The organism is Polaribacter sp. Hel_I_88, from assembly GCF_000687935.1.
GTDB lineage: Bacteria > Bacteroidota > Bacteroidia > Flavobacteriales > Flavobacteriaceae > Polaribacter.
Map to the genome: position 1 here is coordinate 41,129 of NZ_JHZZ01000001.1, position 26,348 is coordinate 67,476.

Annotated in this window: 19 protein-coding genes; 13 read left to right on the forward strand and 6 right to left on the reverse strand. The window is 28.7% G+C overall.

All coding sequences use genetic code 11. The features are described from left to right. The first annotated feature begins 6 nt into the window (after positions 1–6). Genes P161_RS0100200 through P161_RS0100210 form a run of 3 tightly spaced genes read left to right on the forward strand, consistent with a single transcriptional unit; the run spans position 7 to position 5,525 of the window. The gene (locus P161_RS0100200; protein ID WP_026775091.1) at positions 7–2,352 is read left to right on the forward strand and encodes a beta-N-acetylhexosaminidase; all 2,346 of its coding nucleotides are present in this window, start codon (positions 7–9) and stop codon (positions 2,350–2,352) included. A gap of 1 nt (position 2,353) precedes the next feature. Beyond that, positions 2,354–3,055: a copper homeostasis protein CutC gene (locus P161_RS0100205; protein WP_026775092.1), complete on the forward strand. Its 702-nt coding sequence runs from the start codon at positions 2,354–2,356 to the stop codon at positions 3,053–3,055. Continuing rightward, a complete protein-coding gene (locus tag P161_RS0100210; protein WP_026775093.1) occupies positions 3,048–5,525 on the forward strand; it encodes a glycoside hydrolase family 2 protein in 2,478 nt (825 codons plus the stop codon). The genes P161_RS0100205 and P161_RS0100210 overlap by 8 nt, the downstream gene beginning before the upstream one ends. On the opposite strand, the gene P161_RS0100215 is transcribed toward P161_RS0100210, so the two are convergent. The 5 genes from P161_RS0100215 to P161_RS0100235 form a co-directional block, all read right to left on the reverse strand. Beyond that, positions 5,522–6,466: a glycosyltransferase family 2 protein gene (locus tag P161_RS0100215; RefSeq protein ID WP_026775094.1), complete on the reverse strand. Its 945-nt coding sequence runs from the start codon at positions 6,464–6,466 to the stop codon at positions 5,522–5,524. The two genes, P161_RS0100210 and P161_RS0100215, sit on opposite strands and share 4 nt — an antisense overlap. Positions 6,467–6,469: 3 nt before the next feature. Continuing rightward, entirely contained in the window at positions 6,470–6,919 is a 450-nt protein-coding gene (locus P161_RS0100220; protein WP_026775095.1) for a hypothetical protein, read from the reverse strand. A 193-nt stretch (positions 6,920–7,112) separates the two neighbouring features. Then, positions 7,113–7,919 carry an enoyl-ACP reductase gene (locus P161_RS0100225; RefSeq protein WP_026775096.1) on the reverse strand — a complete coding sequence of 269 codons (807 nt, stop codon included), beginning with the start codon at positions 7,917–7,919 and terminating at the stop codon, positions 7,113–7,115. A 155-nt stretch (positions 7,920–8,074) separates the two neighbouring features. Continuing rightward, the gene (recN, locus tag P161_RS0100230) at positions 8,075–9,733 is read right to left on the reverse strand and encodes a DNA repair protein RecN (protein WP_026775097.1); all 1,659 of its coding nucleotides are present in this window, start codon (positions 9,731–9,733) and stop codon (positions 8,075–8,077) included. An 86-nt stretch (positions 9,734–9,819) separates the two neighbouring features. Then, positions 9,820–10,344 (reverse strand): YkgJ family cysteine cluster protein, encoded by a 525-nt coding sequence (locus tag P161_RS0100235; protein WP_026775098.1) that lies wholly within the window; start codon positions 10,342–10,344, stop codon positions 9,820–9,822. 184 nt (positions 10,345–10,528) lie between these two features. On the opposite strand from P161_RS0100235, the gene P161_RS0100240 reads away from it, so the two are divergent. The 10 genes from P161_RS0100240 to P161_RS0100290 all read left to right on the forward strand — a co-directional run bounded on the left by P161_RS0100240 (position 10,529) and on the right by P161_RS0100290 (position 25,232). Beyond that, positions 10,529–11,671: an ATP-binding protein gene (locus tag P161_RS0100240; protein ID WP_026775099.1), complete on the forward strand. Its 1,143-nt coding sequence runs from the start codon at positions 10,529–10,531 to the stop codon at positions 11,669–11,671. A gap of 84 nt (positions 11,672–11,755) precedes the next feature. Continuing rightward, positions 11,756–13,531, forward strand: a complete 1,776-nt coding sequence (argS, locus tag P161_RS0100245) for an arginine--tRNA ligase (RefSeq protein ID WP_026775100.1) — start codon at positions 11,756–11,758, stop codon at positions 13,529–13,531. Between the two features lie 219 nt (positions 13,532–13,750). Further along, positions 13,751–15,139 (forward strand): dihydrolipoyl dehydrogenase, encoded by a 1,389-nt coding sequence (gene lpdA, locus P161_RS0100250; protein ID WP_036841111.1) that lies wholly within the window; start codon positions 13,751–13,753, stop codon positions 15,137–15,139. A 226-nt stretch (positions 15,140–15,365) separates the two neighbouring features. Continuing rightward, complete coding sequence (locus tag P161_RS0100255) at positions 15,366–16,379, forward strand: HEAT repeat domain-containing protein (protein WP_036841112.1); 1,014 nt, start codon at positions 15,366–15,368, stop codon at positions 16,377–16,379. Further along, positions 16,380–17,945 carry a glycosyltransferase gene (locus tag P161_RS17820; RefSeq protein WP_231494683.1) on the forward strand — a complete coding sequence of 522 codons (1,566 nt, stop codon included), beginning with the start codon at positions 16,380–16,382 and terminating at the stop codon, positions 17,943–17,945. A 17-nt stretch (positions 17,946–17,962) separates the two neighbouring features. After that, a complete protein-coding gene (locus P161_RS0100265; protein WP_026775103.1) occupies positions 17,963–20,848 on the forward strand; it encodes a tetratricopeptide repeat protein in 2,886 nt (961 codons plus the stop codon). Positions 20,849–20,941: 93 nt separating this feature from the next. Beyond that, entirely contained in the window at positions 20,942–23,047 is a 2,106-nt protein-coding gene (locus P161_RS0100270; RefSeq protein WP_197026310.1) for a DUF4838 domain-containing protein, read from the forward strand. Positions 23,048–23,068: 21 nt separating this feature from the next. Beyond that, positions 23,069–23,590, forward strand: coding sequence for a DUF1573 domain-containing protein (locus P161_RS0100275; protein WP_026775105.1), 522 nt, complete (start codon positions 23,069–23,071; stop codon positions 23,588–23,590). A gap of 21 nt (positions 23,591–23,611) precedes the next feature. Continuing rightward, entirely contained in the window at positions 23,612–23,986 is a 375-nt protein-coding gene (locus P161_RS0100280) for a LysM peptidoglycan-binding domain-containing protein (protein WP_026775106.1), read from the forward strand. A 643-nt stretch (positions 23,987–24,629) separates the two neighbouring features. Continuing rightward, positions 24,630–25,232, forward strand: a complete 603-nt coding sequence (locus tag P161_RS0100290; RefSeq protein WP_026775108.1) for a hypothetical protein — start codon at positions 24,630–24,632, stop codon at positions 25,230–25,232. A gap of 156 nt (positions 25,233–25,388) precedes the next feature. Here P161_RS0100290 and rlmF read toward each other — a convergent pair whose 3' ends face one another. Further along, on the reverse strand, positions 25,389–26,249 hold the full coding sequence (rlmF, locus tag P161_RS0100295) for a 23S rRNA (adenine(1618)-N(6))-methyltransferase RlmF (RefSeq protein WP_026775109.1): 861 nt from the start codon (positions 26,247–26,249) through the stop codon (positions 25,389–25,391). Positions 26,250–26,348 lie beyond the last annotated feature (99 nt).

Consider the following 26,348-nt stretch of genomic DNA (forward strand, 5'->3'; position numbering starts at 1 on the left):
CAGAAAATGAAAATCCATCATTATTTCTTAGCACTTTTTATTTTAATTTTTTGGGGATGCCAAAATCACACTCAAAAACCAATTGAACCGAATATTATTCCGAAACCTGTTTCTCTAACACTTGAAAAAGAAGTTTTTGTTTTAAATAAAAACACTTCTTTGGCACTGTTTGGGGAATTTGAAAGTGTTGCAAACTTTTTTAATTCCTATTTAAAAGAAACATTCGATTTAGAACTAACCTCAAAAAAAAGTAGCAATCAAATTATATTTAAAAAAAATGATTCTATAAAAAATGATGAAGGTTATAAACTTAAAATTAGTCAAAATAAAATATTAATTGAGGCTAAAACTAAAAATGGTGCTTTTTACGCAGTGCAATCTTTAATACAACTATTACCAATTAAATCCGATTTAAATGAAATTGCAATTCAATGTTTAGAAATTGAAGATGCTCCTCGTTTTTCTTACAGAGGAATGCACTTAGATGTTGCTCGTCATTTTTTCTCTGTAGATTTTATAAAAAAATATTTAGATATAATGGCCATGCTAAAAATGAATACGTTTCATTGGCATTTAACAGAAGATCAAGGTTGGCGAATTGAGATTAAAAAATATCCGAAATTACAAGAAATTGCAGCTTTTAGAAAAGAAACGTTACTTGGGCATTATTCAGATCAACCTCATCAATTTGATGGAAAAAAATATGGTGGATTTTACACACAAGAAGAAATTAAAGACATTGTAACTTATGCAACTGAAAGACAAATTACTGTAATTCCAGAAATTGAAATGCCAGGACATAGCCAAGCTGCAATTGCTGCGCATCCTGAGTTGGGTTGTTCTGGAAAACAAGTTGAAGTTGCAACAAAATGGGGAGTTTTTGAAGAAGTTTATTGCTCAAAAGAAACAACATTCAAATTTTTAGAGGATGTTATTGATGAAGTTGTGGAATTATTTCCTGGAAAATATATTCATATTGGTGGTGATGAAGCTCCAAAAACAAATTGGAAAAAATGTGAAAATTGTCAAAATCTCATCAAAAAAGAAGGTTTAAAAGACGAACATGAATTGCAAAGTTATTTCATTACAAGAATGGAGAAATACATCAACCAAAAAGGAAAACAAATTATTGGTTGGGACGAAATTTTAGAAGGTGGTTTGGCACCCAATGCAACTGTGATGTCTTGGAGAGGAATATCTGGAGCTATTGAAGCTGCCAAACAAAAACACGATGTAATTTTAACTCCTAATTCTCATTTATATTTCGATTATTATCAGTCTGATAACGAAAACGAACCCTTAGCAATTGGTGGTTTTTTACCTTTAGAAAAAGTGTATAATTTTAATCCAATTCCAACAGAATTAACTGAAGCCGAGGCAAAATATGTTTTAGGTGCACAAGGAAATGTTTGGACAGAATATATGCCAACTTCAGAAAAAGTAGAATATATGGCGTTTCCAAGAGCAATTGCTTTGAGTGAAGTAGTTTGGTCATCAAAAGAAAACAGAAATTATACCGATTTTATAAAACGTTTAGAGCATTTTAACAAACGTTTGGATGCCATGAATGTGAATTATGCCAATCATATTTATGAGATAAAAGGAGCATTGTTAAATGATAATGGTAAAATGAGTTATCAACTAGAAACTACAACAGATAATAAAATTGTCTATAGTTTGGATGGAAATCAACCTACTTATTTATTATATCCTGAGTATGAAAAACCCATTCAAATTGACTCATCAACAACTATAAAAGCTTTTGTAATTGATAAAAATGGAGAACAATTGGGAAATACTTTTACCCAAAAAATAAATTTACACAAAGCTGTTGGAGCAAATATTTCTTTGAATGTAAAGCCTCATAAAGCATACAATGCTGGAGGTAAACAAGCTTTAATAAACGGGATTTCTGGAAACAACAAACGTTATGGAGATAAAGAATGGTTGGGTTTTTCTGGAGAAGATGTAGAAATTAATATTGATTTAGGTAAGAATAGAATAATAAAAAAAATAAAAATGAGGTTTTATGATGCAAATGGACAATGGATTTATAACCCAGGAGAAGTTTGGGTAACTGTTTATAATGATGACGATTTACCAAATAAAAATGATGAATTAATAAAAGTAGATATCGAACATTTTGCAGAATTACTAATTATTCCAATTCCAGATAATACTCAAATTAGAAATTATGAATATAATTATACACCATTTAGTTTTTTTGATGATAAAAATAAAAAAAATAGATATATAAAAATTTGGGTGAAAAACTACGGAATTATTCCAGAAGGAAAACAAGGTGCAGGAAACAAAGCTTGGACGTTTATTGATGAAATAATTGTAGAGTAATATGGTTTTAGAAATTTGCGCAAACTCTTATCAATCAGCAATAAACGCTCAAAATGCTGGAGCAGACAGAATTGAACTTTGTTCAGAGCTATCAGTTGGTGGAGTAACTCCAAGTTATGGTCTGTTGAAAAAAATATCTGAAGAAATTACCATTCCTGTAAATGTTTTAATAAGACCAAGAAGTGGTGATTTTTGTTATACTGATGATGAATTTGAGCAAATGAAAATAGACATACAACTTTGTAAAGAATTAGGTTTTAACGGAATTGTTTCTGGAGTTTTAAATTCGGATAACTCTATTGATATTAAAAGAACAAGAGCGTTAATTGAACTTTCTAAACCACTTTCATTCACCTTTCACAGAGCTTTTGATTGTGTTTCGAATCCAAAAGAATCTCTGCAAATTCTTATAAATTTAAAAGTTGATAAAATTTTAACTTCTGGCTTACAAGAAAAAGCTGAAAACGGAATTCAACTTTTAATTGATTTACAAAAAATTGCAAAAGATAAATTGATCATTCTTCCAGGAAGTGGCATCAATCCTAGAAATGCGCATGTATTTAAAGAAGCTGGTTTTAAAGAAATTCATACTTCTGCCACAAAAGAAATAAGAAATTCAAACGTATTTTTTGATTCAACCAAACAAACCGTTTCTGATACAAAAACAATTCAAAAAATTTTAAAAGTGATAAAAGATGCGTAAAATTATTTTTGGCTTATTAATCCTTTTATTTTTTGGCTGTAATTCAATTAAAAAAGATAAACCAATTCAGCAAAAATTACATACAAATTGGCAGTTTAAAGGAATTGATACTTTAGATTGGAAAACAGCTATTGTTCCTGGAAATATATTCACAGATTTATTACATCATAAAATTATTGAAGATCCATTTATCAAAAACAATGAAGAAAAAGTACAGTGGGTTTCTACAAAAAGCTGGGAATATAAAACTACATTTTCTCTATCTGATGAAGTTTTAGCGAAAAAAAATATTGAAATTAATTTTGATGGGTTAGATACCTATGCGAAAATTTACATTAATGGAAACTACCAACTAAACACAGATAATGCTTTTAGAACATATTCAATTCCTGTAAAAGAATTGGTAAAAAAAGAAAATGAATTACGCATCGTTTTTACAAATACTGATGAAATTGAAAAGACTAAATCTAAAAATAATCCTTATAAATTGCCTGAAGGAAATAGAATTTACACAAGGAAAGCGCAGTTTCAATATGGTTGGGATTGGGGACCGAAATTAAATACTGCTGGTATTTGGAAAGATGTTTCTATACAAGCTTGGGATGATTTAAAGTTTGAGAATATATTTATCAGACAACAAAAAGTCAACAAAGAAAAGGCTAATTTATCTGTTGAAATTGAAATTAAAAGTGATTCTGATAAAGAAATAAACCTTTTCACTAAAATTAATAGTGATGTAATTTCTTCAAACATTTCCTTAAAAAAAGGGAAACATATCTATAAAATTCCAATAGAAATATTGAATCCAAAATTGTGGTGGACACATAATTTAGGAAAACCGTATTTGTATAATTTTACTTTTCAATTGATTTCTGATTCGCAAATAAAAGATCAGAAAACAATAAAGAAAGGAATTAGAACTATAAAACTCATCACAGAAAAAGATAGTATTGGAGAATCGTTTTATTTTGAATTGAATGGAAAACCTGTTTATATGAAAGGTGCCAATTACATTCCACAAAATAGTTTTCAGAATAAAGCAACCAGTCAACATTATGAAAAATTACTTTCTGATGTTGTTGAATCTAACATGAATATGTTGCGTGTTTGGGGAGGTGGAATTTATGAAAACGATATTTTTTACGATTTATGTGATGAAAAAGGAATCTTAATTTGGCAAGATTTCATGTTTGCTTGTGCTATGTATCCTGGAGATGTCGAGTTTTTAGCAAATATTAAAGAAGAAGCTAAACAGCAAGTAAAACGTTTACGAAATCACGCTTCTATTGCTTTATGGTGTGGAAATAATGAAAATTCAGAAGGTTGGAAACGTTGGGGTTGGCAAGCAAACAGAAGCAAAGAGGAAATTCAAGATATTTGGAATGATTATTTAGCAGTTTTTAATGATATTTTGCCAAAAGTAGTTTCAGAAAATTCGGAAACTAATTATTGGGAAACTTCTCCAAAATATGGAAGAGGAAATCCGAAATATAAAACAGAAGGTGATGCTCATGATTGGTGGATTTGGCATGATGCCTACCCTTTTGAACACCTAAAAAATAATGTTCCAAGATTTATGAGCGAGTTTGGCTTTCAGTCTTTCCCAAGTTTTGAAACGATAAAATATATTAATCAAGCTGATAGCATTAATTTAAAAACAGCTGCTATAAAATCGCATCAAAAACATGTAAGAGGTTTTCAATTGATTGATGAATATATGGCTAGAGATTATAATATTCCTACAAATGACGAAGATTATGTATACGTTAGTCAGCTATTACAAGCTAAAGGAATTGTGATGGGAATTGAAGCACAAAGAAGAGCAAAACCTTATAATATGGGTACTTTATTTTGGCAATTAAACGATTGTTGGCCTGCAATTTCTTGGTCTTCTATCGATTATTTTGGCAATTGGAAAGCGCTGCAATACAAATCTAAAAAAGCTTTTGAAAATGTTTTAATATCTTCAACTATAAAAAATGATAGCATAAAAACATTTGTTATTAATGATACTTTTAAAAATATAAATGGAGATTTAATTTTAAAAATAATCGATTTTAATGGCAAAGAAATTTGGTCAGATTCTAATGAAATTGAAGTTTTAGAAAATAGCAGCAAAAATTATTATCGTTTTTCTTTGGATAAAATTGATAGAAATTCTTCACTTTTAGTGGCTGAATTCAATACTGAGAAATCATATTTCTATTTTGCAAAACCAAAAGATTTACAATTACCAACTGGAGATATTACAAAAAAAATTAAAAAAACAAAACATGGATTTTCTGTTACTCTAAAAAGTAACGTTTTACAAAAAGATGTTTTTCTATTTACTACCCAAAAAGGACATTTTTCTGATAACTTTTTTGATTTGTTACCTAATGAAACCAGGATTATTGAATTTAAAACTGATGCTAAAACTTTAGAAGATTTAAAGTTGAAAACATTAAATAATATTAATGTTGCCTACTAAAAAAAACTTTTTAAAAACCCTAATCCATATCCAAAAAACTGAGTTAATGAAGTAAAAACACTTAAAAATGCTACTTGTAAATTCTTATTTTGAAATAAAGAATCCATAAAAATTAGAACAAAATAGATTCCATAAAAATATAAAAGTTGAGGAAATCCTAGAATTAAAAAAATAAAACTTAAACCAAACCCTAGAATAAACAAACTTGGAAACAAATAGGTAATTTTTGAAGTCTGTGGATATTTTTGATTCAAAATTGGTCTTGCAGTTCCAAAACCATAGGTTTGTTTAAAAAATTGTTTAATGGAACTTCTTCTTTTATGAAATACAAATGCCTTTTCTATCAATTGTGTTTCAAAACCATGTTCCCAAAGTCGAAATGTTAAATCGATATCTTCTCCGTTTTTCATTTTCGAAAAACCATTTGTTTTTTCGAATCCTTTTTTTGACAAACCCAAATTAAAACTTCTGGGTTGAAATTTACCAACTGCTTGCTTTTTACCACGAATTCCTCCTGTAGTTAAAAAACTAGTCATAGAGTAATTAATAGCTTTTTGTAATAATGTAAAACTTTGATGTGCTGCATCAGGCCCACCAAAAGCGTCTGTATAATTTATTTCTAATGTTTTTTTTACTTCTGATAGATATTGAGTTGGAACAATTACATCTGAATCTAAAATAATGAAATAGTTTCCCAACGCTTTTTGCATTCCGAAATTTCTACTTGCTCCTGCTCCACTATTTTCTTTAAAAAAATATTTTAAATCAAGTTGATTGGTATACTTTTCTATAATCGCTCCACATTTTTCTGTGGAACCATCTTCAATAATTAAAACCTCAAAATCATCAGAGAAATCTTGTTTTGTAAGACTTTCTAATAACTCGTCAATTTCTTTTGGACGATTATACACTGGAATGATGATGGAAAAATTGAGGTTCAATAGTTATTCGTTTATTACAGAGAATAGAATTTCATTTCCGTTAATTTTAAAAAGGACTTCATTATAAGTAGGTTCTTTAAAATTTTCAGCTTCCTCTGCAGTAATATTATAATCTATTTTGGTGACAGATTTATTTACGGATTTAGAAAAATCAGATTCAATTTTGTTTTCATCAGAAGCTAATTTTAAAGTTACATTTTCATTGCTAAATGTTAACGAACTTCCTTTTTTACTTTTTAAGTCTGTTGCACTTACAATAATTGTTTCCAGAATTAAAAAACCTCCTAATTCATTTACTCTCAAATATAAATCTCCATAGTTGGAAGTTGCAAATTTATTGATGCCAACAGTTTTTATATTTTCTTCAATTTGAAGATCTACTTCTGTTCTTTCCATCAAATTAAAACTTTCTGATGCTTTGAATACTTTATCAATTTTCTTAAAAAAACCCATTCATTTTATTTTACACGAAACTACAAAAACAAGCGTAAACAAAAAATGCAAACCGGATTTGATTTGCATTTTTTAATTTTCTAAAAGCTACCAAACAAGTTTAGCCCAGATTGAACGACCTGTTTGAGCTCTTTTTCTTCTTTTTCAGAAGAAAAAAGCGAGTAGTAAAAGCTGGAAATAGCTCCAAAAAATATTACTCAAATTTATCCATTATAGGATCGCTTACGCCCATGTTTGAGAATCCTCCATCATGAAATAAGTTTTGCAACGTAACTTTCTTCGTTAAATCTGAAAACATCGTAATTGTATAATCTGCACACTCTAAAGCTGTTGCATTTCCTAAAGGACTCATTTTTTCTGCATACTCAATAAAACCGTCAAAACCTTTTACACCACTTCCTGCTGTTGTTGGGGTTGGCGATTGAGAAATTGTATTGACACGAACCTTGTAGTCTCTTCCAAAAAAGTAACCAAAACTACGTGCAATACTCTCTAAATACGCTTTATTATCAGCCATATCATTGTAATCTGGAAATACTCTTTGAGCAGCTATATAGGTTAAAGCAACTATGGAACCCCATTCTGACATGGCTTCTTTGTTGTATAAAACATTCATGGTTTTATGAAACGAAACTGCAGAAATATCCCAACCTTTTGTAGTGAAATCGTAATTTGGATCTGTGTAATGTTTTCCTTTTCGTACGTTTACAGACATGCCAATAGAATGCAAAACGAAATCGATTTTACCTCCTAAAATCTCCATCGATTTTTCTACCAAATTTTCTAAATCTTGGATAGAAGTTGCATCTGCTGCAATAACTTGCGAACCTGTTTTTTGCGCTAATTCATTCAATTCGCCCATTCTCAAAGCAATTGGTGCATTTGTTAACACAAATTCTGCTCCTTCTTCATGTGCTCTTTCAGCAACTTTCCAAGCAATGGATTGCGAGTTTAATGCGCCAAAAATAATTCCTCTTTTTCCTTTTAGTAAATTGTACATATTTCAGTAATTTGTCGTTAGTTTTTAGATGATAGTCTTTTGTTTCTCAAAATTAACTTATAGTATACATAGTTTTTTTTGAGTCTTTTTTCTATTCTCTATTTTCTTTAGTCTTATTTTTTTTCACAAGAAACTAAAAATTCCCCTTTGGGGATTTAGGGGCTTGTTAAAAGCTCCTTTGCATGCGTTAATGCTGAGTCTGAAATGTCTTTACCACTTAACATTTCTGCAATTTCTTTAACTCTTTCTTCTGGTGTTAATTGCTTTAAATTCGTTGTGGTTATTCCCTTAACTTCCTCTTTATAAACTTTATAATGGCTTTTTCCTTTGGATGCTATTTGTGGTAAATGTGTAATAGCAATTACTTGCATATTTTTACTCATTTGTTGCATAATTGCAGCAATTTTATTGGAAACTTCTCCAGAAACTCCAGTGTCAATTTCATCGAAAATAATGGTTGGTAATTGTGTGTTTGCAGATAAAACTGTTTTTACTGATAGCATTATTCTTGATAATTCTCCTCCAGAAGCTACTTTTTTCAATTCGCCAAAATTACCACCTTTATTTGCTGAGAATAAAAATTCTAATTCGTCTTTTCCGTTTGCAAAATAGTTTTTAGTTGGTTTTATTTTGATTGAAAAACGAGCATTTTCCATGCCTAAATCTGCCAATAAAAACTCTAATTCTTTTTTAAGACCAGGAATTGCATTTGCTCTACTTTTAGAAATTAATTCAGCAACTTTATCTAACTTCACAGCAACATCAGCAATTTCTTTTTTCTTGTTGTTGATGGTTTCTTCAGCGTTTTCTACCTGACTTACTTTTTCTGATAATTCTTCAAAAACCTTTAGTAAATCTTCATTATTAGAAGCGTAATGTTTCTTTTGCAAATTGTACAACAATTGCAATCTATCATTAATTTCTTCTATTTCATTCGGATTGAACTCCACGTTTTCATTCGCGTCTTCTAGTTCATTAACAATGTCATCAACTTCTATTTTTACTGATGTAATTCTCGCTGATAAATCTTGATATTCTTTAGAAAATGTGGCAATTTTAGACAATTTATGATCCAAAGAATTTAATAAATTTTGAAGTCCAATTTCGTCATTGGCAGAAATTTCTAAGGCTTCAGATAAGTTTAATTTGATATCTTCGATATTGTTAAGTTTCTCTAACTTGTCTTCTAATTCTTCTTGCTCATCAACTTTAATTTTCGCTTCTTCTAATTCATTAAAAAGATGCAAATTATAATCATATTGTTGATTTGCTTCTTTTTGAACAGCTTCTAAACCTTGTAATTCTCTTTTAAGTTGATTCAATTTTATAAAGCCTCTCTTGTAAGAATCTATTTTATCTTGATTTTTTGCCAAAGCATCTACAATAGAAAATTGAAAACTATTGTCAGACAATTCCATGGTTTGATGCTGAGAATGTACATCAATCAATTTTTCTCTCAACTCATTTAAAACCGATAATTTTATAGGAGTATCGTTTACAAAAGCACGCGATTTTCCTGAAGGTAAAATTTCTCTTCTAATAATTGTGATTTCCTCATAATCTAAATCGACTTCTTCAAAAAAATCTTTTAAATTATAATTTTTGATAGCAACTTTAGCTTCTACAACACATTTTTTAGACGTGTCTTTTAAAGAAGATAAATCTGCTCTATTGCCTAAAACCAATCCTAAAGCACCTAATAAAATAGATTTTCCTGCACCAGTTTCTCCAGTAATTATGGATAAACCAGAAGAAAAATCAATGGTTAATTGATTGATTAAAGCGTAGTTATTAATGGATAATTGTGTAAGCAAGTTCGCTGTTTTTTAGACCTTAAAATTAATAAAAATTAATGAATTATGATGCAATAAAAACTTCAGAAAAAGGATTCGTTAAATGCTTAACTTCTTGTCTTTTTTGTTTTAGATTTTAAAGGCAATACTTTTTTCAGGTTTTCTACAATACTATATGTTGCAGGACAAATAAACGTGTTTGCAATTGTTAAATCTGTAATCCCAATAAATTTTCTACGATTTGTGTGCGGATATTCTGCACATGCTTTTGGGCGAACATCATATATAAAACAAGTATTATCAGATTCGTCTAAAAAAGAACAAGGAGACGATTTTAACACCATAAAATTATCTTCATCTCTTTGCAAATAAGTATTTGTAAAATCGACAACTTTCATTTTTAAATGCTTAGAAATACGCTCAGTATCTTTATCTGTAAAAATAGGACTTGTAGTTTTACAGCAATTTCCACAGTCTAAACAATCCGTTTTTGCAAACTCTGCATCATGCAATTCTTGCATTACATAGTCCAAATTTTTGGGAGTTCTTTTCTTTAAATTAGCAAAATATTTTCTATTTTCCTGTAAAGCTTCCTCTGCTAATTTTGGTAATTGTTCTAAACGTTTTTCCATAGTGCAAAAATACAATTTAATACTTGAAAAGTAGATTTTTATACATGCTATTGTCTTTAATATTTATGCTTTTATAAAACTAAAAAGATCTTAAACTGACTAAATTAATGTAAATACAGTCAGTATATTGACTATATTTACATTAATACAGTCAATTTCTAATAAATTTACCTATATTTGAAATATGAAATCAGAAATAGAAAGAGCTGTAATTAATGTTGTTAACAGAAAAGCGCAACCTAATAAAGTAATATTATTAGTAGGTGCAAGACGTGTTGGAAAAACAAGATTTATCAAAAAATATATTGGTAATTTTTCTTCGGATAAAGTGCTAAAACTAAATGGCGAAGATATAGATGATGCAACTTTGCTAACAAAAAGAAGCGTTGCCAATTACAAACGTTTGTTAAATGGAATCGATTTATTAGCCATTGATGAAGCACAACACATCCCCAATATTGGTTTAATTTTAAAATTGATTATTGATGAAATTGAAGGAATAAAAATAATAGTTACTGGCAGTTCTATGTTTGATTTAAACAATCAATTAGGAGAACCTTTGGTGGGCAGAAAATATACTATTTACATGTATCCTATAAGTCAGATTGAATTTAACAAATACGAAAACTATAAAATAACTACGGAAAAATTAGAAGAACGTTTATTATTTGGAGGTTATCCTGAATTGATTCACATCAATGACTGGAGAGACAAGCAAGAATATCTTCAGGAAATTATTAATGATTATCTTTTAAAAGATATTTTGATCTTTCAAAACATAAAGAAAGCAGACAAAATTTACAATTTATTACGATTATTGGCTTTCCAAATTGGCAATGAAGTTTCTTTAAATGAGTTGGGCAATCAGCTACAAATTTCTAAAAATACCGTTGAAAATTATTTGGATTTATTAACCAAGGTTTTTGTAATTTTTAAAGTGGAAGGTTTTAGCAAAAATTTACGAAAAGAAGTTACAAAATCGAGCAAGTGGTATTTTTATGATGTTGGTATAAGAAATGCAATCATAAAAAACTTTACTATTTTACAGAATAGAAATGATGTTGGCCAACTTTGGGAAAACTATCTTATTGTAGAGCGAATGAAAAAGCAGGAATACCAAAGAATCTCTAGAAATAATTATTTCTGGCGAACTTACGACCAGCAAGAATTAGATTGGTTGGAAGAAAAAGCAGACGATTTATGTGCGTACGAATTTAAATGGTCTGCAAGAAAAAAAGTAAAAATACCAACTGCTTTTAGGAAAGCTTATACTAATGCGAATTTTGAGGTAATTAGTAAAGACAATTATTTGGATTTTATCACTTAAAAACTCATTTAAAATCAAGTGAATTCAACCTTAAAAAAATAAATAAATTTACGTAATTTCGCAGTTCAATTTTTCGAGACTTCAATGAACATTCAAAAAACTATAGAAACCAAAGTAAAAGAAGGTTTTTTAGCTTTATACAATATAGAAATTCCAACTGTAGATTTCCAACCCACTCGTAAAGAATTTGAAGGAGATATTACTGTGGTTGTGTTTCCTTTATTACGTTATAAAAAAGGCAATCCTGTTGCTATAGGTGAAGATTTAGGAAAGTATTTAGTAGAAAATATTGAAGAAATAACAAATTTTAATGTTGTAAAAGGCTTTTTGAATTTAGTGGTTGATGATGCTTTTTATCTCAACTTTTTCAATTCAATATATAAAGATTCCAATTTTGGTTTTGTTTCGCAAAAAGCGGATGAAAAAGCAATAATGGTAGAATATTCATCTCCAAACACCAACAAACCATTGCATTTAGGGCATGTTCGTAATAATTTATTGGGATATGCTGTTGCAGAAATCATCAAAGCATCAGGTAAAAAAGTATATAAAACTCAAATTATAAACGATAGAGGAATTCATATTTGTAAATCGATGTTGGCTTGGCAAAAATTTGGCGAAGGAGAAACTCCAGAATCTACAGGTTTAAAAGGCGATAAATTGGTTGGGAATTATTATGTGAAATTCGACCAAGAATATAAAAAAGAAATTGGCAACTTAGTTGCATCTGGCATTTCTGAAGAAGAAGCAAAAAAACAAGCGCCAATTATTTTAGAAGCACAAGAAATGCTTTTAAAATGGGAAGCTGGAGACGAAGCTGTTGTATCACTTTGGAAAGAAATGAACTCTTGGGTGTATAAAGGTTTTGACATCACTTATAAAAATATGGGTGTTAATTTTGATACGCTTTATTTTGAGAGTGATACGTATTTATTAGGAAAAGATGTAGTTGCCCAAGGATTAGAAAAAGGTGTTTTCTTTAAAAAAGAAGATGGTTCTGTTTGGTGCGATTTAACAGATGATGGTTTGGACGAGAAAATCGTTTTACGTTCAGATGGTACAGCTGTCTACATGACCCAAGATATTGGAACTGCCATTCAACGTGTAAAAGATTTTCCTGATGTTGGAGGAATGGTGTATACTGTTGGTAATGAGCAAGATTATCATTTTCAAGTGTTGTTTTTAATCTTAAAGAAACTAGGTTTTGATTGGGCAAAACAATTGCATCATTTAAGTTATGGAATGGTAGATTTACCTTCTGGGAAAATGAAATCGAGAGAAGGAACTGTAGTAGATGCAGATGATTTAATGACAGAAATGTCTGAAACTGCTAAAGAAATTTCAGAGGAATTAGGGAAACTAGATGGATATTCTGATGAAGAAAAAACAGCATTGTATAAAACAATTGGTTTAGGAGCTTTAAAATATTTTGTTTTAAAAGTAGATCCTAAAAAGAGAATTTTGTTTGACCCAAAAAGTTCTGTAGATTTTCAAGGAAATACGGGTCCTTTTATGCAATATACGTATGCTAGAATTCAGTCGATTATCAGAAAAGCAGATTTTGATTATTCGAATCCTGTTGTTGTAACATTACACGAAAAAGAGAAGGAATTATTAAAACAATTAGCATTATATCCTGAAACAATTCAATTAGCTGCTGCAAATTATTCGCCAGCAATTATTGCGAATTACACGTATGATTTGGTAAAAGAATTCAACTCTTTTTATCAAAATGTATCTATTTTAGGAGAAGATGATCAAAATAAAAAAATATTTAGAGTGCAATTAGCAGATAAAGTTGCTGAAACTATAAAATCGGCTTTTTCTTTGTTAGGAATTGAAGTTCCTGAAAGAATGTAAAAAACTCATTTTAAGCTTTCTAAAATAAAGGAATTGGTATAAAATAAGTTCGAATTTTATCAATATAAATATGGTAAAAAAAGTAAGCTAAAATTATAGATTAATCAAAATTCAAGAAAAGAATAGTTAAAAAATTAAAATAAACAACATCAATAAGAAAGTTTAAAAAATTTGTTATTACATTTAAACTTTCAAAGATAAAACTTTTAAAAAATCAACATGAAATACGACATCATTATTATTGGATCTGGACCTGGAGGATATGTAACTGGAATTAGAGCATCTCAATTAGGCTTTAAAGTTGCGATTGTAGAAAAAGAATCTTTAGGAGGTATTTGCCTAAACTGGGGCTGTATACCAACAAAAGCTTTATTAAAATCTGCACAAGTGTATGATTATTTAAAACATGTGGATCAATATGGTTTAAAAGCAGAATCTATTGATAAAGATTTTGATGCCGTAATTAAACGAAGCAGAGGTGTTGCAGATGGAATGAGCAAAGGTGTTGCTTTTTTAATGAAGAAAAATAAAATTGATATTATTAACGGTTTTGGGAAAGTAAAAACTGGTAAAAAAGTTGATGTTACTGCAGAAGATGGTAAAGTAACAGAATATAGTGCAGATAATATAATTATTGCTACTGGTTCAAGATCTAGAGAATTACCAAATTTACCACAAGATGGTGTAAAAGTAATTGAATACAGAAAAGCAATGACATTGCCAAGTCAGCCAAAATCTATGATTGTTGTAGGTTCTGGAGCTATTGGTGTTGAGTTTGCACATTTTTATAATACAATGGGTACAGAAGTAACCATTGTAGAATTTCAACCAAATTTAGTTCCTGTAGAAGATATTGATATTTCAAAACAATTTGAACGTTCAGTAAAAAAAGCAGGAATTAATGTAATGACAAGTTCAGAAGTTTTATCTGTAGATACTTCTGGAGAAGGTGTTGTTGCTACTGTAAAAACTAAAAAAGGCGAAGAAACTTTAAAAGCAGATATTTTATTATCGGCAGTTGGTATTAAGTCAAACATCGAAAACATTGGTTTAGAAGATGTTGGAATTATTGTTGACAGAGATAAAATCTTAGTTGATAAATATTATCAAACAAATATACCTGGTTATTATGCTATTGGAGATGTTGTTCCTGGACAAGCTTTAGCACACGTTGCTTCTGCAGAAGGAATTACTTGCGTAGAAAAATTAGCAGGTTTGCATACAGAACCAATTGATTATGGTAACGTTCCTGGTTGTACCTATGCAACTCCAGAAATAGCTTCTGTAGGTATGACAGAGGCAAAAGCAAAAGAAGCTGGTTACGAATTAAAGGTTGGTAAATTCCCTTTTTCTGCATCAGGAAAAGCAAAAGCAGCTGGAACTCCAGATGGTTTTGTAAAAGTGATTTTTGATGCAAAATATGGTGAGTGGTTAGGATGCCATATGATTGGTGCTGGAGTTACAGATATGATTGCAGAAGCAGTACTTGGTCGTAAACTAGAAACCACTGGTCATGAAGTGCTAAAAACAATACACCCTCACCCAACAATGAGTGAAGCTGTAATGGAAGCAGTTGCTGATGCCTATGATGAAGTAATTCATCTATAAAAATAGTTGTTTCAAAGAATAAAAAATTAGTAGTTGTATTTTTGATTACTTTTGTCATAGTTATAATTAATAATCCCTCACTAAACGACTAAATTAAAACCAAATAAAGTACATGAATTTCGTTGAGTGGTTTCTTTCTTTTATCTATAAGATAAAAACTTTTCCTCTTATTATACAAATTACCATTGTATTAACAATGGTGTTTATAGTAGCTACGTTAGCTCTTATGATTACAATTTATACAATAAGAAGAAGACATAATAGATTACAGAAAACATTAGAAAATAGTGTTCCTGAAATTATTAAATTATTCGCAGATATTCTCTTCACAGATAAAAATTATTCTGAACAAGAAATTTTTACTAAATTCGAAGAAATAGTAGATGAAGTTAACAGAGAATCTTTAGATATTGCTGTTGGTGTTTTAGTCGATTTTAAAAACGAACACAAAGAATCAGAAAAATACCCACTAATTATTGGTGCTTTAGGAATTGTAGAACATTTAGAAAGAAAATTTGATTCACGTTCTAACAGTGAAAAAATTGATGCCTTTCAAGAAGCTTTTGTATTAGATTTAAATAAATTTGATTCAAAAGTTTTACGTTATGCCTACAGTAAAAACAAAATGATTCGAAGTGAAGCAAGAAACTCATACCTTGCATTAAGTACCAATGATCCTTACCGATTTTTCGATGAATTTGATAGAGATTTAAGTAAATGGGATGAAATTGAATTGATGCAGTATTTGGAACTTCAAAAAGAAAGAGGTAATTTAGAAGGATTAGGAAAGTGGATTAACTATTCTAAAAACCAATCTTTAGTAGTTTTTCTTATAAAAATGGTTGGTTACTTTAAACAACGAGGTATCAACGAAATTTTAATTGAAAAACTTGAAGACGATAATGAAAAAGTTAGAGCAGAAGCTATTTTAACATTAGGAGAACTAAACATCTCTGAAACAGAACAAGAATTAATTGATCGATATTATACTGAGCCAGAAATTTGCCAAGTTGCGATTGTAAAAACTATTAGAAAATTTAATTCTGGAAAATCATTAAACTTTTTACAAGAAATTTTTGATGAAACAAACAATACTGATACCAAAAAAATTATTGCTGAGGCTATATTAAATTATAGTTACGAAGGAAAAATCGCTTTTCAAAATTTAAAAAACACTTTGAAAGGTTTTGATTTAATCATTTTACAGCATATTGAAACTCCTTTAATTAAATACAAATAGATGTTTGAAATTTTCGTAAAAATTTATGAGTATTTTATATTTTTCTATGCAACTTCTTTAATTTTAAGTTACATAGTTTTAGCTATATTTTCTTTCATAGCAATCAATAGATATAAAAGTTATAATACTGATATTGATGATGAAGAATTATTAGGTTCGCCTCTTGCCCCAGGTATTTCTGTAATTGCACCAGCTTATAACGAAGAAAAAACAATTATTGTAAATGTAAAATCTTTACTAACCTTAAACTACCCACTTTTTGAGGTAATTATTGTAAACGATGGTAGTAAAGACAAAACATTAGACCTACTTATAAAAGAATTTGATTTAGTTGAGGCACCTTTTGCTTATGTAGAAAAAATTAAAACAAAGCCTTACAAAAGAACATTTAAATCTCAGAATCCTAAATACGAAATTTTAACAATTATTGATAAAGAAAATGGAGGTACTAAAGCAGATGCCTTTAATGCAGGTCTTAATGCATCTGTATTTCCATATTATCTAAACACAGATGTAGATTGTATTTTAGCAAGGAATACGCTTACTAAAATGATTAAACCAATTTTAAGTTCTAAAGTTACTGTTATTGCAGTAGGTGCAACTTTAAGAATGTCTAATAATTGTGAAATTGAAGAAGGAATTATTACAAGAGTAAGACCTCCAAAAGCATTAATTCCACGTTTTCAAGAATTAGAATATATTAGATCTTACCTTTTAGGAAAAATGGGGTGGGAATTAATAAACTCTGTTCCTAATGTATCTGGAGGTTTAGGAATGTTTGATAAAGATATTGCTATTAAAGCTGGTGGTTATGGAGCAGATTCGCATGCAGAAGACATGGATATGATGACACGTATGGCTGCACATATGATGAACAACAGACTTGATTATAAAATTGGCTATATTCCTCTTTCTTGTTGTTGGACAGAAGGACCACCAAACATCCAAATTTTAGGAAGACAAAGAACAAGATGGGCCAGTGGATTATTTCAAATGTTTAGTGACCATAGAAAAATATTATTTAACCCAAGTTATAAAAGATTGGGTTTAATTACATTTCCATATATTTTTATATATGAGTTTTTAGCACCAATTATAGAAGCTTTTGGTATACTATTTTCTATATTCTTATTATTTTATGGTTATGTAAACTGGAATTTTGCACCATTAATCCTATTGTATTCTTACACATTTGCAATTATGATTTCATCAATTGTAATTATTTGGGATCAAATGACGTTTAAGTATTATAATACCACTAAAGAAGTTCTTACTTTATTTTTAACCGCTTTTATTGAGCCATTTTTATATCACCCTATGATCATGTTTTTCTCTTTAAAAGGATATTTCAGTTACGTTACCTCTCAAGAACTTGCTTGGGGTACAATGACTAGAAAAGGATTTGATAACGAAGATGATAAAAAGAAGAAATCTGACAGTAGTAACGACAATAATAACGATCAGAACAATAACTCTGGAGGTTCGAATGAAAAGAAACCTAACATTTTTGAAAGATTAAAAAAAGATAAAAGCTCAGATTCAGATTTTGAGCCTATAAAAACATAAATTACCGATTATTAGTTATGAAAATAAATAAATCCATTTTTATTTTTATTGTGATATTACTTTCACAATTAAATATTTATTCTCAGGTATTTGATTCTTCGGATTTATATTTCGAAGAAGCTAAAAAAGATATTGCAGAACAAAACTTTACGAAAGCTGCAAAAATGAGCTGGAGAGGACTACAAATTTCTAGAGAAGATCTAGATTTAAAAGTTCTTTTAGGAAAAGCAAATCTTCAACTTGGTAAATACGATACTGCAAGATATGTATTAAAACAAGTTTACGATAAACGACGAAAAGATATTGATGTATTACAATATTTAGTAACCATAGAGCAAACAACTCAAAGATATTCTGATGCTATTTGTTTTGTAAACGAATTATTAGAAATTACTCCTTATAGTAGAGGCTGGCATTTACGTAAAATAGAAATCTACAAAGAAATGGGTAATTTTGAAGAAGCAGAAAGAGCTTTAAAAAGAATTTACCAAATTTATCCTAATGATACTGAAATAGAAAGCAGGTATAATTACATTATGATAGGTGATGGAAATGATGCCTTAAAAAATAAAAATTACGATGATGCTAACCAAATCTATAAAACGATTATCGATAATAATCCATCTAACAAAGACGCATATTTAGGGTTAATTCGAAATGAGATTTTAAAAGGAAATCCAGAAGTTGCACTTCAATACACAAACAGATCTCTTTTAGAATTACCATCTGATAGAGAATTAGTAGAAAAAAAGGTTGGTTTATTAGAACAATTAGGCAGACATGAAGAAGCTATCGTTTATATAAAAACAGATCCTAGTGTTAGTGCAGATAAGTTTCCTGAATTGCACTCTAAAACTTTACCTTATTTAATGCAGCAATCTGCAAGTTTTAATGAATACAATGATACTTATGAAATAAATAAGAAATTAGCAGAAATGAATGGCAATTCAGAATCTACAACCTATGTTATTAATAACGCTTTAGGAAAAGGATATGATATTGATGCTGAATATTTCTTAAAGAAAAACATCAAAAGAAACCCAAATAATAAAAAATTCTTAGTTCAATTAAAAGAACTTTATAGACCAATAAAAGATAAGGAAAGGTTTGAAAAAGAAGTAATTGAACTACATGAAAAATTTCCTAATGATTCTGACATTACAGCAGATTATAATTTGGTAATGTACAACAGAGCAAAACAGTTTGTTATAAATAAACAATATAGTGAAGCTCTAGAAATTTTTAACGAATTGATAAACTTTCCAGATTTTACAGAAGAATCTGAAAGTCAAATTTTTGGTATTTATCTACTACAAGAAAGATATGATGAAGCTACAGATCAAATCGATAAATTAATTGGTTTGGCTCCAGATGATCCAGATTATTTAGAAAAAAAATCTACCCTTTATCAACAAATGGAATTATTTGATGATGCTTTAGAGATTACAAGATCATTAGAACAAAACTATCCATTAGAACAAAGATACCCAACTTTATATGTAAGTCAAGTAGAAGCGTATGCTACGTATTTAATGAGAGAACAAAGATATAGAGCTGTATTACCATTGGTAGAAGATGGTTTAACAAGAGAAAATAACAATAAAAGATTATTAGACATTGCCATAAACGCATCTTCTGCAATACCAGATTATGAAAGAGGAATCAATTATGGAAAAAGTGCCTTAAGTTTTTATCCAAATAATAAAAACTTTAAGCTAAAATTAGCTAATCTATACTCTCAAAACAAACAATATGATGAGGCTAAAGGTGTTTTAGATTCTTTAAGAACTGTATATGTTTATGATAGAAACGTTAAAAATGCACTAGCTGAAGTTTTATTTTACAGAGCAAGAAACCAGGAAGAAGAAGGATTAGTTGATGAAGCTTTAGTAAATTATGACTCTGCAGTAGCTTTAAATCCAGCTGATAGAGGTTCATTAATGAGAATGGTAAATTTACACATTACTCAAAAACCAAATGATGAATCTTTAGAATTTATTAATGAAAAACTAGAAAAAACACCCGAAGATAATTTCTTAAAATATAAAAAAGGGATAGTTTTTGAATTATTACAACAATATGATTCTGCTTATTATTATCAAAAATTTAGAGAAATTGATAATCCTTATGAAAAACAACAATGGGAATTAGCGTTGGAAGTTTTAAGAGCGGCAAAACTAAAAAATCAGTTAGCAGCAACGTACTCTCAAGCCTCTGCAGATTCTACTGCTTTTAGTACATCTTTAGCAAGTTTAAGTTACAGTCATAAATACGATGATAAAAACTCATTTGGAGCTAATTTAAATTATGCAGCAAGAAGATCTGGTGTTGGTGTTCAAGGAGGTGTTAATTATTCTAGAATATTCTCACCTACTTTATATGCAGATGTTGGTGTTTTATTGGGAAACCTGTTTTTTCCTAAATTCGTTCTATATGGAAACGCTTATAAAGGTTTAGATAATGATTATGAAGTTCAAGCTGGTGTTCGATTTTTAAGGTTACAAAACGATATAAACTTTTTTAGTATTCATGGAGGGGTTTCTAGAACTTGGGAAGATATTTGGTTAAATGCCAAATTAACATTAATGAGAGATGATCAATTTAATTACTTTAATTTTGCAACACAAACAAGAATTAACGTAAACCCAAGAAAAGATTATGTAAGCTTTATTGTTTCTTTTGGTAGTGCTCCTTTCAACGATCAATTACCTGAAGCAGAAGCAGCTTTTTTGAACTTTTCTAACGTACTTGTTGGAGCTGGATATGGATACAATATTTCTCCAAAAACATCATTGATATTTAATGGATCTTGGATTAACTTTCAAAGTCCAGTAACTGATAGTAATGCTCTAGCTTTTATAAATGTTTATAACGTTTCTATTACTATTGTAACAAAATTTTAAACATATAATTTTATTATAATTATGTTTACAAAAAACATTTATCTAATTATATTTTTTTTAAGCCTAACATCTTGTGCTCAAAATAAAGTAACCTTGTTTTCAAAGAAAGAAAAAATAGCTCCAAAAATAAGCATTCCTTTTAGTGCTGATATTTTAGTAACAAATGCTGCAAATAAATTTAATGAAAATTTTAAAATTGTTACCGGAGAAATTTTAAATATTGAGAGAAGTAATAACTTAAATAAAAATTATAACTATATTCTTTTAAGGGTAAATCCAACTCAAAAAGAGGATTTTTGCATTTATAAAAAAGATCAAAATATTACAATTCAAGGTACCACATCGCAAAATTTAGAGTATGCCATTGACGATTTTTTTAAACGCTACACCAATCTTAATTTCGAGAAAATAAAAGAAAATAAAGAAGAAAATTCAATTTTAGATTCTATTGAAGTGCCTGAGAAATTTAGCGAATGCTCATCTCCTGTATTTGAGTATAGAGAACCTTACTATTCATCAAATTTTAACCCGAATTTTAGATCTTGGAACAAGACTAATTTTTTAGAATTAGAATGGGGAATTTGGGGCCATAATTTAAATAAAGTATTAAAAGATATTGAAGTACCAGAATCTATTTATGCTAGAGTTGGTAACAAAAGAGTTAAAGACCAATATTGTTTTACAAGCGACAGTTTGTTTAAATATGTAAACGAAAAAGTAAAAGTTACTTACGATAGTGATCATGCTCTTAACAAGTACATGATTTTACCCAATGATAACGATATTGTTTGCACCTGTGGTACTTGTAAAGCTGCTGGAAACACAAATACAGATGCAGCACCAGCTGTTTTTACCTTTTTAAATAAATTGGCTAAAGAAAATAGAAAATTATCTTTTTTTACAACTGCATATATAACTGTTAAAAACGTTCCAAGGTTTAAAGCAGAGTCTAATACTGGTGTTTTTTACAGTACTATAGATATTCAAAAGGGAATTGCTATAGAAAACACTAAATACGCTAAAGAGTTTCAAGAGGAAATTACCAAATGGCGAAATTATGTAAACAACGTATATATTTGGGATTATACTGTAAATTTTGACAACTATTTTGATATTTATCCGATTATTAAAGTTACACAGCAAAATTTAAAATTGTACAATAAATTAGGGGTAAATGGCGTTTTTTTACATGGAAGCGAATATGATTATAGTACTTTCCAAGAGTTAAAAGCTACCCTATTTGCAAAACTATTATGGAATCCTAACATCAATATAGATCAAGAAATAAATGACTATTTCCAAATACGATTCTCAACTAAATTAGCTAATGTTTTAACCAATTATTACACTTTTATAGAAAACTCATTTTCTACAAATAAAAAGGAATTAAGCATCTATAGTGGTATCAATAAAACTGTAAAAAAATATTTAGATCCAAAAGTGTTTTTTGAATTTTATAATGAATTCGATACGCACACCCAACAAAATAAGTTTGATAAAGATTATTTAAAAATAGCCACAGGACTTACATTTCTTAAATTAGAAATTATGCGAGATTATGGTTTGGGATCTTATGGTTTTGGTATCTTAAATGAGGATAAAGAAATTATCGTAAAAAACGAAGCTGCTGTTTTATTAGACCATTTGTCAGCCTACAGTAAAGCTGCCAATCTTAAAACGTATAATGAAAGAGGTTATAAAATTGATGACTATATTGATAGTTGGCGAAAAAATATATTTAAATATCATAAAAGAAAACATTATTTTTACAAAAAGGATTTTGAGGTAACATCTAAATTAGATGAAGATTACCAAAACACCAAAATTTTAAATGATGGTGCTTTTGGTTTGAATGATTACAATACAAACTGGCATATAAGTTCTATTGATAATTTAGTTTTAAAAATAAAAAAAGACGATATTTCTAAATCTAAAAAAATTACGTTTTCATTTTTACAAGATACAAAACACAAAATTTATTATCCAAGTTCCATTGAAATACTGGATGCAGAGTATAAAATGATTAAAAAAATAAAGTTAAAAACCGATACAACAGTATTAGACACAAAAGAAGTTTCTATAGATTTACCATCAGAATTCGATAATAAACAACTTTCTGATTCATTTATCATTAAAGTAATAAAACCTATAATTGCTGGTAAAAATGCTTTGGCTTGTGATGAAATTATATTTAATTAATAACAATTAAATTTACAAAAAATGAAAAAATTATTTATAGTATTCTCCTTGCTTCTGATTACTACATCTTGCTTTAGAAAGCCAGATTTAGAAAGTGCAAGAAAAACAAAAATGGAGATTATTGATCCTGAAAGACATTATTATCCAATTTTACGTGGCTCAGAACTAACTGCTGAATTTAAAATATACAATAGAGGTAATGAACCTTTAATTATTTATGATGTGCAAGCTTCTTGTGGTTGTATAGAGTTAGATTTCCCAACAGGTTCTATTGGTAAAGACGATTTTGGTTTTATAGTTTTAGATTATGACAGTGCTAAAAACATTGGGTATGTAGAGTTTTTTGTAACCATACTTGCCAATACAGAAAAAGATGTGTTTACCACTGTTAAATTCGATTTAAACGTAGTTACATCTCCTCATTATACACAAGATTATGAGGAAATTTATTTAGAAAGAAGAAAAGCAAAATTAGCTGGTGAAGTTGATGGAGATTTAACCCAACAAGGGTATTATATTGATGAAGAAAGAACAGTAAGATAATAATTATTAAAATTTAAAAATATGAAAGCAAAATATCAAAGTGTATTAGACTTAGGAGAAAAGTTAAACATTCAAAATGGTGATGTAAAAGAAGAAGGTGGAAAATTAAAAATTAATGGAACTGCTAAAACTCAATATGAAAAAAACCTTCTTTGGGATGAAATAAAGAAAGTTGGTGGAGAAAATCCAACGGATTTAGTTGCAGATATTAAAGTAGAAGATACTTCTGTTTTTGCATATCATACAGTAGAAAAAGGTGAAACTTTAGGTAAAATAGCAAAACAATATTATGGAAACCCATCAAAATATACTGCTATTTTTAAAGCCAATGGAAATATTTTAAAAAATCCAGATGTTATTCATCCAGGTCAAGAATTAGTGATTCCTAATTTATAAGAATTAAAAAATAAAAATATTTAAAACCGAAGTTAAAAGCTTCGGTTTTTTTGTATTTTATATTGAACAATACTTTTTTTTATAGAATATTGAAACAACGTTTTTAAAACATTTCAGTATTTATAAATTATTCTATTAAAAATAAATGACTTCCTAAATTTAGAATCTTATTTTTACAAAAAATATATCCTTTGATAACCAACAAGAAATTTTCTATATAGAAGTTACAAAAACAATAATAAAGTTGATAATTGCAGAAGTTTTAATCGGATTTTTAAAACAAATCGACGGAATTATTACAATAGAGACATTAATCTTAAATTCTAACAAGAAACTATCTTATATAATAAATTAATTAACATGAACTCTAAAGAATATTACAAAAAGAAAAATGATGGTTTCCTGAAATATTGGGGACCTAAAAGAAAAAACAGACTGAAATTTTCGCTTTTACAAAGCTTATATTTTGCTGTTCCTTTTAGTATTATTTTTCAAGTTTTAGAAAGTTTTGATAATTTTTTGAGTTTACAATTTGTGTTTAAATTTATTTCTATCTTTTGTGTTTACTTTCTACTTACTCATTATATTACTTATAATATGTATGAAAAACGTTATCAAAAATTAATTAAAGAACCACAAAATCTTGATCACTAATAAAAAGAAATTTTCATTAGAAATTACAAAAGCAATTATAAAATTAATTATTGCTGGCGTTTTAATTGGTGTTTTAAAACAATATGATGCAATTATTGCAGGAATCCTTATCCTAAAAATAATACATAATATTTATAAAGACATTTTAAAACCTAAAACAGATAAAAATTATCTTTTGATAGCTGGTATGCTTTTAACTGGTTTTGGTGGCATTGTTGGCGAAACTTGGGGCGTTGCAAATGGTTATTGGGAATATCATCAAGTAACCAGAGAAATCCCATTATGGGTACCATTTGCTTGGATGTTGGCTTTCCATTATTTATATAAATTAGAGGGAAAATTGATTCCGCTATTAGTACATCAATCACAAAAAAATAAAATAATTTTAGCTATTATTTTAGCATTAATTTTGCCAGCTTTTGGTGAAATCGTAACTATTTATCTAGGAGTTTGGACCTATTATTGGCCATATCAAATTTTTGGAGTTCCTTTATATGCTTTTATTTGCTTGGTTTTTGTGCACATGTTAGTTTATGTAATTTTACATTATATCTGCAAAAAATATAAAATTAAAGATATTGTTTACAATTAAAAACAATTATAAAAATAATATTTCACAAAGATTCACAGAGAAAAAAACAAATTTCAAAAAGTATTCATGTTAATATCATATAGATATTTGCATAACAGAGTTTTCCTTTTTAGGGAAATTGAAAAAAATCATAAGAGTATTTTCCCCTTTGGGGAATTAAAGGGGCCATTGCCAACAAACAATTCTAGTAAATTTATTACCTTGGTTCATTGGGATTACTTTAAACGCTGTTACGCCTAATTTTTTAGCTGATTTTTCTAAACTTTCAACGTTTTCTTTTTTAGAAACCAAGCTTGTAAACCAGTTACTTTTTTCTTTAAATAAAGAACTTTCGTATAAATAATTGTGTAAAAAAGCTTTCTCTCCTCCAACATACCAAAGTTCGTTATTGTTTCCAGAGAAATTTCTAACAGCATTATTACCTAAATTTCTGTTTTTACGTTTGTTTGCTCCTTGGGCTTCTTCTGCAGATTTGTAAAAAGGCGGATTACACATTGTCACCGAGAATAAATCATCATTTTTTAAAATTCCTTTTAAAATTTGTTGTTCATTAAATTGCTGACGTAATTCTATTTTTGACTCTAGCTTATTATCGTAAATAATATCTTGAGCAGTATCTAAAGAATCTAAATCGATGTCTGTTGCTACAAAATCCCAATTGTATGCAGCAACTCCTAAAAGTGGATAAATACACGTTGCTCCAGTACCAATATCTAAAATTTTTATGGTTGAATCAGATGAAATTAAATCATTTAAATGATGAATATAATCTAACCTTCCAGGAATTGGAGGACATAAGTTAGCGTCAGGAAAATCCCAAGTCGAAATTGCATCAAACGTAAACAATAAGGCTTTATTGAGTTCTTTTACAGCTTTAGGATTTGAAAAATCAATTGTAACTGAATCGTATTTATTTATAGTTACAAACGGTTTTAACTTCGGATTTACTTTAACAAGTTCATCAAAATTATATCCTTTATCAAACTTATTATTTGGATGAAGTCCTTTTTCTTTCATTTTTTTTTCTGAAATTTGAGATTTATGTCTTTGCGAGGCACGAAGCAATCTTTTAATTATAAATTCCTAATTATATTTAAGAGCCATTTTCTTAATTAT

What these genes read in the sequence shown, in the direction of transcription:
- P161_RS0100200 (WP_026775091.1), top strand. Translation starts at nt 7, where the DNA reads ATGAAAATCCATCATTATTTCTTAGCACTTTTTATTTTAATTTTTTGG.
- P161_RS0100205 (WP_026775092.1), top strand. Translation starts at nt 2,354, where the DNA reads ATGGTTTTAGAAATTTGCGCAAACTCTTATCAATCAGCAATAAACGCT.
- P161_RS0100210 (WP_026775093.1), top strand. Translation starts at nt 3,048, where the DNA reads ATGCGTAAAATTATTTTTGGCTTATTAATCCTTTTATTTTTTGGCTGT.
- P161_RS0100220 (WP_026775095.1), bottom strand. Translation starts at nt 6,919, where the DNA reads ATGGGTTTTTTTAAGAAAATTGATAAAGTATTCAAAGCATCAGAAAGT.
- P161_RS0100225 (WP_026775096.1), bottom strand. Translation starts at nt 7,919, where the DNA reads ATGTACAATTTACTAAAAGGAAAAAGAGGAATTATTTTTGGCGCATTA.
- P161_RS0100235 (WP_026775098.1), bottom strand. Translation starts at nt 10,344, where the DNA reads ATGGAAAAACGTTTAGAACAATTACCAAAATTAGCAGAGGAAGCTTTA.
- P161_RS0100240 (WP_026775099.1), top strand. Translation starts at nt 10,529, where the DNA reads ATGAAATCAGAAATAGAAAGAGCTGTAATTAATGTTGTTAACAGAAAA.
- argS (WP_026775100.1), top strand. Translation starts at nt 11,756, where the DNA reads ATGAACATTCAAAAAACTATAGAAACCAAAGTAAAAGAAGGTTTTTTA.
- lpdA (WP_036841111.1), top strand. Translation starts at nt 13,751, where the DNA reads ATGAAATACGACATCATTATTATTGGATCTGGACCTGGAGGATATGTA.
- P161_RS0100255 (WP_036841112.1), top strand. Translation starts at nt 15,366, where the DNA reads ATGATTACAATTTATACAATAAGAAGAAGACATAATAGATTACAGAAA.
- P161_RS17820 (WP_231494683.1), top strand. Translation starts at nt 16,380, where the DNA reads ATGTTTGAAATTTTCGTAAAAATTTATGAGTATTTTATATTTTTCTAT.
- P161_RS0100265 (WP_026775103.1), top strand. Translation starts at nt 17,963, where the DNA reads ATGAAAATAAATAAATCCATTTTTATTTTTATTGTGATATTACTTTCA.
- P161_RS0100275 (WP_026775105.1), top strand. Translation starts at nt 23,069, where the DNA reads ATGAAAAAATTATTTATAGTATTCTCCTTGCTTCTGATTACTACATCT.
- P161_RS0100280 (WP_026775106.1), top strand. Translation starts at nt 23,612, where the DNA reads ATGAAAGCAAAATATCAAAGTGTATTAGACTTAGGAGAAAAGTTAAAC.
- rlmF (WP_026775109.1), bottom strand. Translation starts at nt 26,249, where the DNA reads ATGAAAGAAAAAGGACTTCATCCAAATAATAAGTTTGATAAAGGATAT.